At 42.5% G+C, this 16,943-nt stretch carries 11 protein-coding genes; 2 read left to right on the top strand and 9 right to left on the bottom strand.

The window, feature by feature from the left end; translation table 11 throughout:
* Nucleotides 1–133: 133 nt before the first annotated feature.
* Nucleotides 134–1,834: a HAMP domain-containing methyl-accepting chemotaxis protein gene (locus QUF73_19165; protein ID MDM5228248.1), complete on the bottom strand. Its 1,701-nt coding sequence runs from the start codon at nucleotides 1,832–1,834 to the stop codon at nucleotides 134–136.
* Between the two features lie 445 nt (nucleotides 1,835–2,279).
* Here QUF73_19165 and QUF73_19160 point away from each other — a divergent pair, with 445 nt between their 5' ends.
* Entirely contained in the window at nucleotides 2,280–3,152 is an 873-nt protein-coding gene (locus QUF73_19160) for a DUF1672 family protein (GenBank protein MDM5228247.1), read from the top strand.
* Nucleotides 3,153–3,166: 14 nt separating this feature from the next.
* Nucleotides 3,167–5,281: a hypothetical protein gene (locus QUF73_19155; GenBank protein MDM5228246.1), complete on the top strand. Its 2,115-nt coding sequence runs from the start codon at nucleotides 3,167–3,169 to the stop codon at nucleotides 5,279–5,281.
* Between the two features lie 100 nt (nucleotides 5,282–5,381).
* Here the strand turns inward: QUF73_19155 and QUF73_19150 are convergent, their stop codons facing one another.
* The 8 genes from QUF73_19150 to QUF73_19115 all read right to left on the bottom strand — a co-directional run bounded on the left by QUF73_19150 (nucleotide 5,382) and on the right by QUF73_19115 (nucleotide 16,920).
* Nucleotides 5,382–5,873: a hypothetical protein gene (locus tag QUF73_19150; protein MDM5228245.1), complete on the bottom strand. Its 492-nt coding sequence runs from the start codon at nucleotides 5,871–5,873 to the stop codon at nucleotides 5,382–5,384.
* A 142-nt stretch (nucleotides 5,874–6,015) separates the two neighbouring features.
* Entirely contained in the window at nucleotides 6,016–7,998 is a 1,983-nt protein-coding gene (locus QUF73_19145; protein MDM5228244.1) for a 5'-nucleotidase C-terminal domain-containing protein, read from the bottom strand.
* A gap of 74 nt (nucleotides 7,999–8,072) precedes the next feature.
* Nucleotides 8,073–10,853, bottom strand: a complete 2,781-nt coding sequence (locus tag QUF73_19140) for a DUF6359 domain-containing protein (protein ID MDM5228243.1) — start codon at nucleotides 10,851–10,853, stop codon at nucleotides 8,073–8,075.
* Between the two features lie 229 nt (nucleotides 10,854–11,082).
* The gene (locus tag QUF73_19135; GenBank protein MDM5228242.1) at nucleotides 11,083–11,649 is read right to left on the bottom strand and encodes a 3D domain-containing protein; all 567 of its coding nucleotides are present in this window, start codon (nucleotides 11,647–11,649) and stop codon (nucleotides 11,083–11,085) included.
* A 199-nt stretch (nucleotides 11,650–11,848) separates the two neighbouring features.
* A complete protein-coding gene (locus QUF73_19130; GenBank protein ID MDM5228241.1) occupies nucleotides 11,849–12,466 on the bottom strand; it encodes a cell wall hydrolase in 618 nt (205 codons plus the stop codon).
* Nucleotides 12,467–12,703: 237 nt separating this feature from the next.
* A complete protein-coding gene (locus QUF73_19125) occupies nucleotides 12,704–14,440 on the bottom strand; it encodes a methyl-accepting chemotaxis protein (GenBank protein ID MDM5228240.1) in 1,737 nt (578 codons plus the stop codon).
* A gap of 123 nt (nucleotides 14,441–14,563) precedes the next feature.
* A complete protein-coding gene (locus QUF73_19120) occupies nucleotides 14,564–15,757 on the bottom strand; it encodes a phosphopentomutase (protein MDM5228239.1) in 1,194 nt (397 codons plus the stop codon).
* A 2-nt stretch (nucleotides 15,758–15,759) separates the two neighbouring features.
* Nucleotides 15,760–16,920: a YhfX family PLP-dependent enzyme gene (locus tag QUF73_19115; GenBank protein MDM5228238.1), complete on the bottom strand. Its 1,161-nt coding sequence runs from the start codon at nucleotides 16,918–16,920 to the stop codon at nucleotides 15,760–15,762.
* Nucleotides 16,921–16,943: the final 23 nt, after the last annotated feature.

Raw genomic sequence — 16,943 nt, 5'->3', positions numbered from 1 at the left:
TCCTGCATAGGAGGCCCAGACCGATTCCCAGATTAGATCATACATACATAATCAATATTTTAATGAATTCAGGAGATTTTATTATCTGCTGTAAATGGAAAAAACCGCCGATATAGTTATCAGCGGTTCAAATTTAAAGTTTAAATCTCCCAACCAGCCCATTAAGCTCCTCTGCCATTTGCGAAAGTTCCTCAGAACTCCTTGATACTTCCTCCATACTGCTGCTTGTCTGCTGGGAGGAAGCAGATGTTTGTTCAATCCCGGCAGCTGCTTCTTCTGAAACAGACGCAATTTCCTCAATAGCAGCCCCCATTTGCTGGCTTTTTCCGGCCATGGTTTCCATTTTTTCTGTGATTGCTTGAATGCTGCCCGCCATTTCATGTATTGCAGTGCTGATTGCTGTAAAGGTTTCGCTGGTTGTTTTTAATTGGCTTGTGCCTTTCTCAACTTCCTGATAACCGCCCTGCAATGAATGTGCGACATTGGCAGATTCAGTCTGTATGCTTGAAACAATGCCAGTTATATCTTCTACTGATACAGTAACCTCTTCCGCAAGCTTTCTTACTTCATCTGCGACAACAGCAAACCCGCGTCCCTGTTCGCCCGCACGTGCCGCTTCAATTGCTGCGTTCAGCGCCAATAAATTGGTTTGGTCCGCTATATCCTTAATGACAGATACCAGTTTCGAAATTTTCTGTGATTGGGCATCCAGGCTTTTCATTTTCTCCACACCATCTTGGACAATCCGGTCAATAATACCCATTTGCTGAATCGAAGCTGACATTAGCTGACTGCCTTTTTCGGTCATACCTATGACCTTCCTGGAGGATTCAAACACAGCTTCTCCACTTGAACTGGCTTCCTGTATATTATCTGAGAATGTCTCCATAAAGGATGAGAGATTAGAAGCATGTGTCGCCTGTGCTTCGGAGCCGGATGCGAGCTCCTGCATGGTAGAGGCAACCTGCTGGGAGCCTGCTTTCACTTCCTCCGCTGACTGAGACAGTTCTTCGCTCTGGCTGCTCACCGTCTGAGATACTTCGTAAACCTGCTGAATCGTCATTCGCAGATTATGGCTCATGGTATTTACAGCCTCCGACAGACGCCCAACTTCATCTTTTCCTTTGTATTTGATTTCAGGAACGTCAAGTTCTCCATTTGCGATGCGATTTGTTATAATCACCACTTCATTCAGACTGCGCGAGACCATTCGGCTGATTAAGAATGTTATCAATGCTCCGAGTATAACAGCGGCCAGCATAGAAATGATAAGAGTATTAAAAGTGCGGAATTGGCTTTCTTTTGTGGCTTTTACCGCCTGTGCCCGCTCCTCATTCACAATACCCTGAAGTTCGTCTAATAATAGGACTGTAGCAAGCTGGATTTCACTGGCTTCTCCGGCAAATTGCTCACTTGCTTCAATATCTCCTTTGTCCATTGCAGGAACAAGTTTTCTAAAAAAAATTTCATTTAACTTTTGATCTTGAGCCACGATTTTATCAAAAATAACCAGCTTCTCTTCCGTATCCATATTTTCTCTTATTTGAGCTTCCAGTTCATTAAATTGTTCTCTTCGATCCTGGAATTCGTCCATAAATTTCGTTTCTGGCTTATATAAGTATTCAAAAACCCTGATGGCTTTCGCCCTGGTAAATGACCCCATTTCTGTAATTTGAACAGCACGGTCTCCACGCTTCTCCAATGCACTTACATTATCGCCAATATCCCTAACCAAGCCTAAAACGATTGCTGCTGCAATACCGAACAGGATAAAAACAATCAGAAGTGCGCCTCCATACTTCCATCCGATCTTAATGTCCCTAAGTTTTTTCATGATGCTGCCTCTCCTTGTAATCTTGATTTCAATACAAATATTGAAAGATATGTACAGACTGTTTATCGGCAATCTGGAGATTCTTTCTAGGTGTTTTCTCCTATCGGTTAAAAATTAAAATAGACCAAAAAACCCAGCTGAGTGATACACAAAATCACCCCCTGTCCTTTTCGTTCCCATTAAGCACATATTCATAAAAAGCAATAAAGTGTTATAACTTTTTAGTATTTTATTCATTACCACCCCCCTGTCTTTTTTCCTATTTTTGCCTAAAAAGTGTAATTTTCCACGTTTAAACTGTAAAAATATAACTCCATCCGCTAAAATAAGGGATATACTCTGTATGGCACATTCCTTTAGGGAGGACATTTAAATAATGCACAACAAAACAAAAGTTTTACTCTGCAGTGTTGGAATTTCATTAATACTTGGAGGATGTTCTGGTATGAATAGCACGAATAACAATAAGGAAAGTGAAAAAGTAAAAGAAACACAGGCTGCCCCTTCTGGAGAAACAATGGTAAGTGTACAGGATTATATAGGGGAAGGCTATGCACTTCCATACGGAAATGCGACAAACAAAATTGCTGAAGAAAACCTTGAACAGATAGAGGAAGCTGCAATCAAGTTTTTTCAGGAGAAATATAAGACCGATGTAACAGTGCATAATGTGGTTGGTGCTAAGGATGGGGCAACCGTGTTTATAGAGTCTGCTGGAGAACCTCATTTTTATACCTACGCTGTCGTACCAATTGATGAAACATCAGAAAAAGTGGATATTGGTAATATTCAGGCTGATGAATATCAGGTTCAAAACGCCATCCAAGGCGGGTTATATCATATGATTTTTAAAGAAGAGTTTGGTCAGCTTGACCATTACCTCAATTCACTTGCTGAAAAGGGGCAAATCACCGGGAAAACTGAAGAAGCCCTGCAAAATGTGGGCGGACATGGCTTTATGACACCTTATTACTTTATTTCAACAGCTTCTGAGGATGCAGCCATTAAGCCTGTGTATGACCTATATTTACAAAATCCTGAGGAAAGCATTAATAACTTAAAAGATGCCTACGATGAGAGCTTATTCGATAAAGAAAACTTTCAGATTAATATCCAGTTATTCATGAAGGATAAGCAAGCAGAACCTAGTAAAGAGGTATTTAATCAAGTTACAAAAGATCTTGAAGAAATGAATAACATTCCTAAAGGGACATATAGCTTTTATTTAAACGATAACTTTATTCATGCAGAAACTTCTGAAGGTGCTAAAGACAATTCCCTGAAGCGGGCTTTTCCTGATTATATTATAAAAGAGTAAAAGCAGGTGAATACATGACTACAATTAAGGGTTCACCCAATATAAATAAAGAAGTATCAATCAATAATGACAAAGATTTAGTTGAACTGGCAGGGTACCATGCTTACACCTACCCTTTAGTGGAATCTAGAATCGAAGTAAATGACAATGCTTATAAAGTTATTAATACACATTACCAAGACCCGACCGGATTAGATGCGATGACGGTGGTAAATGTTGAAACAAAAGAAATATCCATCATTTATGTCGGTACAGATGCACACGGAAAATATGGAAACCAGGATATACTTACTGATGCTCAGCTTTTAAGTGACCTGACACCTGCGCAGCTAGCTGCTGCAAGAAACTACTATACCGAAATGAACAATGAATTTAAACAGGTTGGCGGCGTCCAATCGATTGCAGGAAATTCTCTGGGGGGCGGCTTAGTAGGTGCAGTGGCCATTGAAAATCCGGAGGTTAAGGCAGTTACACTTAACCCCGCACTCCTCCCTGAGGGAATGATGGATCCTGATAAAACGTATGACAACATCACAAATTACTTCAGCAGCTACGATGTGCTGACTCAGACTTTGATTGCATTGGATCTGCATGGCAGGATTCCAGGCAAGCAGTATGAAATCTTCAATGGGATTCCAGAATTCTCAAAGCTTGCTACAAACCATACAGGCTATCTGAGGAATGAAGACGGCACTCAGTTCTATGTTATCGGAGAGGTCGGCAAGCCGGGCTATGGAAAGATCTATGTGGATGCTGATGCCCATATCGTATCAAGCATCTGGACAGGAGTACCGCTATATGGCGGGCACTCAGACCGCATTGAGATCAACAAGGAGAACCTGGACCTTCTTGCTTCCTCCCTGCAAAATCATGTTACGGAAAGATTGAATCTTGCTCACGAGTATCTGGGCAACTCGGTTGCCATTGTAGAGGATGAAGGAAATCGGTTTTACGAGCGGCTTAACCGGCTGCAAAATACGTTCGAGGATTTGTTTGAAAACATAATCAGTGAGCCGCTGTTTCTTGGCATCACAGCTATAAGAAACCGATTGACAGCGGAAATTGACCATTTAATTTCATTATTAAATATTGCGGAAAGCCACAGCAAATCATTGAATTATATACTAAACTCTCCTCCGGCAGAACTTCTAGAACATATTTTCCGGACGAACGTCAGCGTTGAAAGCCTGTTTGCGGAGCTTCGCAATCATCTGTACGAATTGAGGTCTGATATTCAGAACATCTCAAGGAGCATTATTAACATTGTTTCAGACAAAATCCCTGAACTATTTAGAGGCGGCAAGGATGCCTGGTATGATGCAATAGTCGGTGAATTAAATGCCCATTATGGTATTGTCAACGGTAACAGAGGTAAGCTTCTCTCTCATATCAGCGAATTCCAAAAGCAAGTACAGGATGTTGCAGCCAACTTTCAAATGCGGGATCAATCTCTTGGGCAATCCATTGAAAGCAAATCTACTCATTCTGATTCGATATCGGTACAGGGAACTAATACTTACAAACTGGAAGATTCCCCTTATATGGAATTGAGGATGAAAATTAAGGAATTCCAGATGGATACTGCCTACACTGCATTTACTGCATCGACTCAGGCACTGCTCTTCCCTCTTCTGGAAAAAGGACAGCTTTTAACTTTTGCCATTGAAAGTACACTGGAAATCCTTTCAAACAGCATAAAAGGGGCAGCCAATTTTGCTTTAAGCTATACCATCCCTGGAAAGCTTATCAGCTTATTTTCAGATTTTGATGATAAAATTAGAAACAGCATCGCAAACGCGCTGGAGCCATTGGATGAATTGGCAGCTACCATTGAAGGTGTACGTAAGGGGCTAGGGCGTTTAATTGTGGAATATCCAACTCTATTAAATAATTTCAGGCCTTATGTGGAAACCGCCATTTTTGACAACAGCGGATACTTTAACGTCCACCTCTACAACCTCGCATCCATCGCTATTTTAAGAGAGATGGAAATGCTATTTGATGATGTGGTTTATCAATTAGGAAACCATAAAGCTGAAGCGATTGAGGCATTGTGCGAGGTATCCAAAAAGGTGAAGAGTAATATGGGGATTCTGTATGAACAAGTAGATCGCGGGACGATTAATTAACATGGACATTGGGATAGGTACCTTGTCCCATAGTAAAAAAGAACAAAGCCGAGCTAAGCCGCCAGCTCGGTTTTGTTCTTTCTTCATATTAAACCTTCTGTCACCTCTCAATATATCCCTCCAACAGCTCTTTAAAAAGCTGATTCAATTCCTTATTTTTCTGCCCCTTCAGCCATTCCACCTGGTTAATGGGCAGGGTTAGTTTAAGTGTGATTTTTTCATTTGGCATTTCTACTTTTCGAATATCTTCTAAAGTAATGCTCGCCTCAATATCCGGAAAGTCCAGATGGTCCTCACTTATTCTTAAAACACCTTCGTACGACTCCTCAGGATCAAGTTCGCAAAATAAGCTTAACCTTGGCAGCTTGCCCGGCACAGATTTTAGAAACATAAATGAACTTAGAATTCGCCCATCTTCCAATTCAATTTCTATTATCAGGCTTTCCCGGTCTTGATATTTTCTTAGAGTAACCTCGCTCACAATCAGATCCACCTCCAGCGTACTTCCTGCAGACGATTCAAAAATATAGATGGCACTGTTAAACACATAGATTCCTTCCCCATCGAGGTTTATTGATTTTATACCAGCCATACCTGCTCCTCCAAAGTTTATTACCATTAATATACTAAATTCATCATATCAAAAGAGCAGCAAAAGGGCGAAATCAATCCTCAAAAGAAGAACTGCACACCATTCCGGTGTGCAGTTCAATCTGCCATTTCTGATTTCCTATTTATTTTCGATAACTAATCTTTTTAATGTTTTCTGCCCCTCTTAACTCCACTAAATCACTTTCTTCAATAATGACTTCTTTCACTTCTGCTCCGCTAAAGTCTACAATAATTGGCTCTTTCTTTGGTGTTACACGGACACTCACGTTCTTAAGGCCTTTGCCCTGCAATACAGCAGAGTTTTTGAGCCAAATGCCATTTTTAATCTCTGCAGATTCTTCCACATTAATAAAAGAAATCTTGTTCACTACTAATTTCTTCTTTTTATCATCTATAAGATTATATTTCTTTTCGAAATCCAGTTCTGTTACTGGAGGCAGACTGTCAACATCGATAATACGCCCTTCCACCTTTGGTGTGATTGTACCCAGGCTGGTTAGATGCTCCGCGAAGTTTTCCCAGTCAGAAAGTCCAAGATCCGTTACTCTGCCCTCCTGATATGCTTTTGCGAAGACTGTATATCCATCTCCGCCCTTGGCTGTGAAAGCATTAGTAGCGATTGTGTATGTTTGATTATCTTGAATTTCTGTGTAAGTGCCCTGATCATTTTTATAAGCGATCGAAACAATTCGCTCCCCGGCAGGCTTTGTGGAATCAAATTCTACTTTTGCACCGGACACATGCAGGAAACCGCCGTTTTCTGCAGGATACTGACCCACACTGATTTCAAAAGCCTCTTTTAGTTCAGCTCCCGTTATCTCCATAGTTGCTAATGTGTTTCCAAATGGGAGAACAGTAATCACTTCTCCAACAGTGATTGGTCCTGCGTCAATCCCTGCACGAATGCCGCCTCCATTTTGGAGAGCCATGATTACATTGCTGTTATACTGCTTGGCTTTTGCAAGCATGCCGTCTGTAATCAGGTTGCCTAGCGCTGTTTCGTTTTTCCGTACACTTGGTTCTGTGCTGTCTCCGCTTGTCCGCGGATTCTCGAGAGCAGTCACAGTTTCTGCTCCAATTTCGGTGTTCTTTAATTCCTCTATTTGTGAGGAGTATTTTTCAAGCAGCACTGCAGCTTCAGGATCCACTGCTTTATCCGATATTTTAACAAGCTCTCCGGCTTGCCCAACTACAGTTCCTGCCTCGTCAAATTGTACATCCAGTGTTCCAAGATAATTATTGTACTGGCCGGCTTGAACAATGACAGTAGGGTCCTTTGCTGCTCCTGTTTCATCAGCTGCCACAACCACTGGCTCATTTAATTGCGTATGGCTGTGTCCTCCAACAATCACATCAATCCCATCTACCTGAGCGGCCAAGGTTAAATCATTATCCACATTCGGATTATCATCATAGCCAATATGAGTTACAGCCACTATTTTATTGATTCCCATGCCCTCGAAAGCTTTTACTGCTTTTTCTGCTTCTTCGATATAGTCCTCGAATGTAACATTACCCGGACTGGAAATACTGGCTGTTTCAGCTGTAGTCAAGCCAAAGAATCCTACCTTTTCTCCATTAACCTCTTTGATGATGCCATTATATATTTTTCCATTGGCAGGTTCGCTTGATATAACATCACTGAACAGTCCCTGCAGGTTGGCATCCCCAGAAAAATCTACATTTGAACTAATGAATGGGAATTGTGCACCTTTTACAAAGTCAGCCAGTGCTTTGTGCCCTTCCGCACTTGAACCCAAATCGAACTCATGATTTCCGAAAGTCATAATATCATAGCCCATCAGATTCATAAATTCCAGGTCAGCTTGTCCAAGAAATTTATTAAAATATAATGTTCCGGAAAAAACATCTCCTGCATCAACAAGCAGGGCGTCCGGATTTGCTTCTCTTACTTCCTTTACAGCCGTCACCTTTTTAGCGGCGCTGTCCATATTGGCGTGTGAGTCATTGGTATGCATCAAGGAAAGTGTGAACTCTGCAGCTGATGTCTCATTTGCTGAAACCAGGCCTGCCGGAACGGCTGCAGAGATGGTTAATGCTGCTGATAAGGCTACTGTAGATAATACTTTAATAGGTAATTTCATTATTGTTGCTCCTTTCCATTTTTACACGAATTGAGGGATTGAAAGCCGGAGTATATTCACTCCGGCTGCCACTGTTATGCTGCTTCCTCTCTCTCATAAGGAGACTCTATTTCCTCCCCATCGGAATCTTTGAAAATAATATGGGAAGTATCCGCTTTTTTCCCAAGTGTCCAATTCTGGACATTTTCTGCACCACGGATTTCTACGACTTTGCTGCTTTCAATCATGACTTCTTTAATTTCTGATCCTGTTAGATCAATAACTGCCCCTTTGTTGGCAGAGCTAATGACCACTTTCGTATTTTTCAGGCCTTCGCCTTCAACTGCTGCTGACTTCTTCAGCCATAGACCTTGCGAGAGACTGGATGTTCCATCCATTACAACCAAGGCATTATGTGGTCCAACAACGAATTTCTTCGCATGGTAGTTTGCTAGATTGAAAACATGATCATATTTAGGCTCTTCCGGTTTAGCTGCCGTCTTTAAGCTTGTCTGAATCATGACTGGGTCATGGTCACTTGCACGGCCGTGCTCTTCCATGAAGCCTGAGTTAATATGAAGAATATTGACTTCTGTTTTCTTGGCAAGGTTGTTGGATACTAAAATATGATCCAGGACCTGTGCATTTCCCTGGTAGTTATACGTATAGCGATCTGCTGCCGGCACCTTTTCAATCATGTTGGTTAATTCATCGCCCTTTAGTGCCTTTAAAGGATTGGAGAATTCAAAATCGTTAAAGTCGCCAAGCAGGACGATATTGGCATCAGGTTCTTCTGCTTTAACACCCTTTACAAAACCATTAATCACATTCGCAATTTTCATGCGCTGAATTTCACTGTTTAAGACAGGAGGCTGAACTTTACCGAATAATGGAAGATCCCCGCCTTTTGAGTTAAAATGATTGGCTACAACGATAACGCTTTCGCCCTGGAATTCAAACTGGGCTGCCAATGCTTTGCGGCTATCTTCAAATGCTTCATTTGTTGGTTCTATGCGTCCTGGGTTTAGCGTCAATTTGCCGTTTTCAAAATCAACAGCATCCATTGCTGATCCCTTTTCGCCTTCCGATAATGTTACCCGTTCAGCGTTATATAGGAAGCCAACACGGATATTGCCTCCTGGCTGTCCGCCATCTTGTTTATCTTCTGGTGCGATATCTGTGTAGGTGTAGGTTGGGCCGCCTAATTCTTTTATTTTTTCAATTAACAATGCTGCACTTTGATCCGCTTCTGTTGTGCCGCTATCTGTTGGCCCGTCATTATCCTGAACTTCTGTCAGGCCAATGATATCCGGTTGTTTCATATTCTCAACAATGGCTTCTGCTAATCTCGTAACCTTTTCCGCATTCGTTTTTGTTGAGAAATTTTCAACATTATAAGACGCGATGGTTAATTGATCATCTTCAGGGAGAAGACTTGTTTCTTCTCTTGCCGCAGGACCTTCTACAAATTCCGGCAATGAATCTGCGTCACTTAATACTTTATAGTTGCTGAAACCGTAGCTGACAACCCCTTGGACGCTGCCTTTAAAGCTGTCTCCCATTTTGGCAACAAAATCTTCATTATTAATATCAATGGTAATTCTCTCAGGATTAAAATCATCTTCTGAAATGCGAAGTCCTCCGGCCGTTGTGTTCGTATCCACATCTCCCGGAACAACTACAAGCTCTCCATATTTTTGCGGGGCAACTACTTTAGGATTGTCCACCTGAACAAGCATACCCTCCAGGCTTTCATAAAAGTCGATGCCATCCTGCTCTGGATCAAACTCACCAAAGCTATCATTGTCGATCACTTCAGTTGGCAGGTTCTCTTTATTCAGAATGACTGGAGCCGGAAACTCCTGACCTGACGCTATTTTATTGATTGCTGAAGCATTAATTTCGGTGACAGGCAAATCTGTCTCCAGTTTTTCAGCATAGCCGTCAAGCACCCATTCTTTAATTTGCCCTGTTACTTCAACCACATCGCCCGCTTGGGCACCGTGATTTTTCTTGTAAACAAGAATTCCTTCAGAAGTATTAGGATCCTGGTCAGGCTGCAGATCCTGCATATAGAAATTGTTTGCATCTGCCACTTTTATGACGATACCTTCCACATCCGCAGCATATTCGTTGGCATATTCGGAATAATGCCCTGCACCTTGAATATCATGAATGCGAAGTCCGCCTAATGCAGGCGTATAAGTAAATTCAGCTACTCTGCTGTCTGTTAAGCCTTCTTTGACAGCAAAGGCTTTAACGGTTGTTCTTTCATTAATGACAATCGGATCAGTATATGTATCACTTTGAGTAGTCGGCACTGATCCATCCACCGTGTAATGAATTACGGCTCCTTCCGTTTCTGTCGATAAAGCAACACCTGTTCCCTGCTTAACTGGACCTGATTCAGGGGAAGCTGTTACTGCTGAAACTTGTGTTGGGTCTGTTTCTTCCACCCAAGAATATGCTGAAGAATTCTTTAGACCGGGAACTGTAAAATAAGCTTCCAGTGAACCGGTAATTTGAACTTTCCTTCCAAGGTTACCAGGGTTGTCCACCAGGTTTAATCCTGATCTCACATACCCGCTCGGAAGCTGTACCGGCAGTATTTTACCGGGATCCGTTTCAGTGGGTGAGTCTGCGATGGCAATATTGGTTGCAATTGTAAACGGACTGCTATGGCTATAGCTTGAAGTACTCTTTGTAACTCCAACAATATAACCTTCGACTGTGGCAACTCCGTTATTATCCGCAATCGCTTCTGCCACAGACTTCACTTCTTCTGCACTTGCCGTGGCAAAAGGACTAAAAAGACTAAGTAACAAAGCAAAAACACTAATAAAGCTAAGCAACTTTATGTTCTGCTTTCCAATCATGTAATCCACTCCTATTTCCTTATTTTAAACGTTTACATGACACTACCATTCTAGTAAATCACTCTTCTTTTTGGCATACAATCTGATATTTGTAAAAATTGAATAAATAAGTAAAAATAAGAAAATACTCCCACTGCACAAATAGGCTTAAAAACCTACGATAAGCATATAAGTTATTATTTTCCAAATAAAAAGAGAATCCCCGCCAGGAAGATTCTCTTAATTTCTATTATTTATAAACTTTAATAGTAACCGTTTTGCTGCCCCATTGGAGGGCTTTCTGCTTGTTTGGAATGAAGACGTCAATTTTATTGCCTCTTACTGCAGATCCTTTGTCCCCTGCAATCGCCTCTCCATATCCAGGCACATATACTTTTGATCCCAGTGGAATAACCTTCGGATCCACTGAAATAACCTTGGCGTTCGGGTTCTTTTTCAGGTTGATTCCTGTATAAGTAATGCCGCTGCAGCCTTTGCAGCTGGCAGTGTAGGCAGTCGCTTTCACTTTAATTTCTTTATAAGCTTTCGTTGATGCAGCCTTTACAGCTGTCTTTTTAGGTACAGCAGCTTTTGCTGACGCTCCGGTAACCTTTAACACTTGCTTAGGTTTAATTTTATCTGAAGTTAATTTATTCCATGATTTAATCTGCTGTACAGTAGCGTTATGTTTTTTAGAGATGGCCCAAAGCGTATCTCCCTTTTTCACTGTATACGTATTTCCTGCGGCTGAAGTGACATTGGAAAATCCAAACGATAGAAAAACAGCTGTGATTAGATAGATTACTAATTTCTTCATGATATCTCCTTTATGTCCCTTGATAGGAACATATTAACACCGGAAGATAACAGAGAGATTTCAGTAAAACTCTTTTTTTGTTACAAATTAAAGAGGTTTTAATATATTTGTAATATAAATTACCAGTTTTTAATTACTGGCATTTTAGCAAATAATTAAAGGCACCTTTTCAGGCATGTGCCAGAAAGGTGCCCCATTCTTAATAGGCGAAATTGTGACTGCCGATTTGTTTAATGACCGTTCTAGTAAATATCCATTGATCTGTAGCTGTATAAGGATTGTAATAATAGACTGCACCGCCGGTAGGGTCCCATCCATCAAAGGCATCTCTTACTGCCTGATAAGCTGCAGCATCTGGCTGCAGCCAGTACTGTCCGTCATTTACAGCGGTAATGGCATTCTTCTGGAAAATCACATTGGAGAGAGTATCCGGAAATTCATTTGACTCCATACGATTGAGAATGACAGCTGCAACTGCCACTTGGCCTTCATAGCTTTCCCCGCGCGCTTCCCCATAAACTACATGGGCCAGCATGTCCACATTCCTAAGCATTTCTGCCGTGTTAACTCCAACAATGCCATCAGCTGCTAAACCAAAGTCATATTGAAAGTTTCTTACTGCACTCTCTGTTACCGTTCCATAATACCCTGTATTGTCTGTATTAAAATAACCAAGCTTTTGTAATGCTGATTGAATATATGTAACTTCCGGACCTGCAGAGCCATTCTTTAAAACTGCTGCATCTGCTTTCGGCTGGCTGATGCTCAGCACAAATACCATTGCGGCAGTTGCCGCAATCCACTTTATGTAATTCATTTGAACACTCCTCTTTATGTATTATGTTAGAGCCAGGCTGCCCTCCTTTTAATAAGGTAATAAGTTCACCTTTGCTTGTTTCCCTATATAATCCGTTAGAAAACTCGGTCAAATGGTTTATTTTCACAGACGGGACAAAGGGGACATTTCAAGGTCACTTCTTGAATATTTCTTTCGAATATCATTCACTTTTAGTAACCAAATAAAAGCCGCTCTCTATAGAGAACGGCTCCCATTTTATAATTTAAACTTTTCAACCGACTGTTCCAGCTGTCTTGAAAGCATACTCAGCTGAACGGTCAGCTCTGAAATCTTTTCTACCGCATCCTCCTGCTGGTCTGTTGAGGCTGCGACCTCGCGGGAAATTTGTGCTGTGTCTTTAGATAGACCCGCAAATTCATCAATGGATGCAGAAATCTCTTCTGATCCGGCAGAGAGCTCTTCTGTTACAGCAGAAACCTCCTGAATTTCCCCAGTAACTCCTTCAACAGCATGCAGAATTTGATTGAATTTCTCTCCGGCACTATTGACCAGAACAGTTCCCTCTTCAACTTTACCTGAGCTCGCATGCATATTTCCGACTGCCTGTTCAATGGACGATCTAAAGTGATTTAGCTTTTCGGCAATTTGTGCAGCAGATGCTTTTGAGCCTTCTGCCAGCTTTTTAACCTCCTGAGATACAACCGCGAAGCCTTTGCCATGTTCGCCTGCTCTTGCTGCCTCAATGGCTGCATTTAATGCAAGCAGATTAGTTTGCTCCGCTATCCCTGAAATCAGGTTTACGATATCTTCAATTTCAATAGCCTGCGTACCCAGCTCTTCTATAAATAGGGATGAATCATTTACAATCTTTTTAATCTCATTGATCTGCCGGATGATGGAGTGGATTTCATCAAATCCTTCTTTTACCTGCTGTGTAACTGTATTGGATTGTTCGCTCACATCTGTCGAAGCTTCCGCAATACGCTGTATGCCTATGGCCATTTCTTCTATCGCTTTTGCAGATTCCTCACTTCTGATCAGCTGTGTATCAGTAGCCCCTGCCACTTCCTGAATCCCTCTTGCAATCAGGCTGCTGGCCTGGCTGATTTCTTCCATCTTGTTTTTTATTTTACCCGAGGAGACCAGGAGTGCTTCTGAAGATGCTTTTATATCTTCAACCATCACTTTTGTATGATGCGTCATTTTTTTGAATGACTCTGTAACAAAACCAATTTCGTCATTCCCTTTTACCTTAATAGAATTAGCCTTCTCTTCAGCTCCCCGAAGATCTCCATCAGCCATTAATTGGGCTGCTGAACTGATATTCTGCAGCGGGTGCAGTCTTTTTTTGACGAACCAGGCCAGAATGGCAACAACAGCAAGGATTAACAGTATATTTATCACCAGGTTCATAGGGAGCTCTTTTTGCAGTACTTGGTCTGCAATGCTATTAACATTCTCTGCATTGATGTCGACACCCAATATCCCGATTACTTTTCCATCGGCTTTAATTGGTACAAACGCTGAAAGATAGTCTCCATATTCCGGATCATGAACGATCGGTGAACTCGATGCTTTTCCATCCAGAACAGGAGAAATATCTTCATATGTTGCAGCAGTTGTCGGTGTTTTAATGTCTGCAGCAATATCGGAGTCATTTGGCAGGCCATCCACCATTATATAGAGTTCTTTCTTCTCGGAATCAGCCATTAAAGTATAAACGTAAAACGCACCCGTTTTCTCCCGAAAATCATTCAGCTGTTCCCGAAGATCCCAATAGGCCTCAGACTGATCGGGATTCTTCAAAAAATCCTCATATTTATCTGTTTCCATTTTTGAAGCTATATTGTCTGCAATGCTTAAACTAAAATTTCCAATAGAAGACTCTACTGAATTTTTCGTACTTAAGTAGAGCATAGCAATATTGCCGAGTAAAACAATTGCCATTCCAAGCGCCATAACCATTGCAATTCTAGTGCTGAGTTTTTTCATATATTTCACTCCATTAGTAAATATTTCATAAATGGATTATAACTTTTAACCTAGTAAAAAAGAACTAGTAAAATCAGGAAATACGCGAAAAATACTGAAACCATTTCGGCTCCAGCATCTCTCTCAATCTATAATCATCTCCAAAAAACTCTCGCCTTCCTCAGTCGCAGGCAGTCCAAAAAACTCGCTAAATGTCGCCCCAACGTCAGCCATCGAATTGCGCTTGCCTATGTTAACCCGTTTTACCCGCTTCCCGGCAGCAAGTATTGGAACGTATTCCCTCGTATGGTTGGAATGGCCGATGGTCGGGTCGTTGCCATGGTCAGCCATAATAATTATCAGGTCCTCCATTTCCATCTTGGGCAGGAATTCTGCGAGCCACTGGTCGGTTGTATTCAGCAGTCTGGCATACCATTCGGCATCCTCAGCATGTCCTGCCAGGTCTGTCTCCTGTACATTAACCAGAAACGCCGCATCTTCTTCTTCTTCCAAATATGACTTCTCTAAAACTCGTAAAACTTTTTCGGTATCCACAATGGGATCTGCAGGTCCTTCACCATGCAAAACATCTGCCGTTTTGCCAATCCGATGTACTTTAAGGCCATGTCTGGCAGCTATCATCGGAAATTGTCCGTCTATGTTTACACCGTAGCCCATGTGATAGACTTCATAGCCTTTGCCGTACACCTTGGCCTTCGGTGCATCCACTCCCCACTGGCCAGGTTTTTTTTCATGGACAACTGAGAGAATATGTTCAATGGTTGTATAGGGTCCTCCAAAAGCAATGACCCGGCTGGTGTCTACATTCTGGCGGACAATCTTCCCGACTTCCTTTAACTCCTGGAAAGGCATTTTATTAAAATCTGCGGTTAAATTGATGATGTTTCCCAGTGAGGACTCAAGATTATCCCCGATGACGCAGGCACCGTTTACTAATAGCACCGGCCGGTCTATCCATGGGTATTCAACCTGATAGCCTGCTTCCGTCAATGTCTGGGACAGATCTGGATGAATATCCTTCATTAGCCTTTTATTTGAGCGCTTCGGGCAGCTTCCGGCAATTTCCTGATGTCCGAGGTACGTATCTGCCCCGTGATGGGCCAGTGCCGAGCAGCCGTAAGCATTGGCAGGGGCTGCCTTGCCATCGGCAAGCGCACCTAGCCCAAGTCTGTATAGCGTTGGGATTTTTAAAAAACCAACCGATTCCCGGATATGTTTATAGGTATTGGCCCTGCAGTCAGAAGGGCTGAACTCTCCGCAGTCCTCCATTGCCCCTATGCCAAAGCTGTCAATCACCAGCAGAATCGCTTTTGCCATCCTTACCACTTCCTCTCAAAGTGAACCAGTTCCGGCTTTCCACTTTGAATTCCTTTTACCAGGGCAATATGGGCCCTTGTGACGAACACCTGGGTACGGAAAGAGAAAACAGCTGTATCTCCTTCAGAAACCTGAAAGCCCTCCGGTTTCTCAATCGCACCATAGTAATCAATCGCTTCAGGAGCCGGTTCGAGTGCTTTTACATACTGGTTCAGTACTTCTTTTTCATCGCTTCCGACCAGGCACCCGTTTAAATGGGAGCGTCCGTAATAGCCGCCGCCAATGACGTAATAATGCTCCTGATCCTGGTGGGACACTTCCGTTACATATACAATGGCCGGTTTCTCGGGGAGATCCCGGTAACCATGCAGCGGGGTTGTTCCGGTGAGGGCATGTCCCGGCTCCCCATGTGTCACGCCCTGTTCTGCCAGGAACGGAATGGTTTCACAGCTGGTCGCACTTGGACCGTTTACCTGTTTGACTGTTATGCCCTTTTTCTCCATAACCTCTTTTGCCCTTAAAAGGGTTTGAAAGTTAGGAGTCGGCTCCATGCTTCTCCGGTCCTTTGATAGCTGAAAGTTCGGAAAGGTTGTGACACCTGCTATGTTAACCCCAGGAAGCCCGGCCAGTTCGGAAAGCTCTTCATCCAGCTTTTCCAATTGAAAACCGCCCTGCTGACCGGGATAAATCATATCGCCTTCTGCATACACCCTGAGAAGTACATCCTGCACCTTTCCTGATTGAACAGCCGCCTCAGAAAGCTGTCTGGCACGTTCAAGGGAAAATAGGGTAATGACTTCCGGATTCCACGACAGCACTTCTGGCCACTGATTTTTCCCCGGCTGAACCAGGTGGCCGACATTTCCTATTTTAACGCCGCCTTCTGCCAATGTTTTGGCTTCGTCGAATTCAACAGCCACCGCCTTTTCGATGCCGTGCTCTGCAATAAGCTGACCTATAAAAGGAAGCCTCCCAAGCTGCTTGCTCATGAAATAAAGCGTAAAGTCATGATTTTTCGCCGTTTTTGCCAGTGCTTCTACATTTTCTCCGAGTATATCGAGGTCAATCACGTACGTATTCGGGGGTATTTGCCCGCTTTGATGCAAGGTGACACCTGATTGAATCAGCTTAGGATTTCTGCGCTTTGTTACATCTAGAAACATTGGAGTTCCCTCCTTTATTTACG

The sequence above is a fragment of the Cytobacillus sp. NJ13 genome, from assembly GCA_030348385.1.
Lineage (GTDB): Bacteria > Bacillota > Bacilli > Bacillales > Cytobacillaceae > Cytobacillus.
Note: the sequence above shows the minus strand (reverse complement) of the source record. Positions and strands in the feature narration are given on the sequence as shown.

Excerpts from the sequence above, each read along its gene's own strand:
- QUF73_19165 (MDM5228248.1), bottom strand. The coding sequence starts at position 1,834 with ATGAAAAAACTTAGGGACATTAAGATCGGATGGAAGTATGGAGGCGCA.
- QUF73_19160 (MDM5228247.1), top strand. The coding sequence starts at position 2,280 with ATGAATAGCACGAATAACAATAAGGAAAGTGAAAAAGTAAAAGAAACA.
- QUF73_19155 (MDM5228246.1), top strand. The coding sequence starts at position 3,167 with ATGACTACAATTAAGGGTTCACCCAATATAAATAAAGAAGTATCAATC.
- QUF73_19150 (MDM5228245.1), bottom strand. The coding sequence starts at position 5,873 with ATGGCTGGTATAAAATCAATAAACCTCGATGGGGAAGGAATCTATGTG.
- QUF73_19145 (MDM5228244.1), bottom strand. The coding sequence starts at position 7,998 with ATGAAATTACCTATTAAAGTATTATCTACAGTAGCCTTATCAGCAGCA.
- QUF73_19140 (MDM5228243.1), bottom strand. The coding sequence starts at position 10,853 with ATGATTGGAAAGCAGAACATAAAGTTGCTTAGCTTTATTAGTGTTTTT.
- QUF73_19135 (MDM5228242.1), bottom strand. The coding sequence starts at position 11,649 with ATGAAGAAATTAGTAATCTATCTAATCACAGCTGTTTTTCTATCGTTT.
- QUF73_19130 (MDM5228241.1), bottom strand. The coding sequence starts at position 12,466 with ATGAATTACATAAAGTGGATTGCGGCAACTGCCGCAATGGTATTTGTG.
- QUF73_19125 (MDM5228240.1), bottom strand. The coding sequence starts at position 14,440 with ATGAAAAAACTCAGCACTAGAATTGCAATGGTTATGGCGCTTGGAATG.
- QUF73_19120 (MDM5228239.1), bottom strand. The coding sequence starts at position 15,757 with ATGGCAAAAGCGATTCTGCTGGTGATTGACAGCTTTGGCATAGGGGCA.
- QUF73_19115 (MDM5228238.1), bottom strand. The coding sequence starts at position 16,920 with ATGTTTCTAGATGTAACAAAGCGCAGAAATCCTAAGCTGATTCAATCA.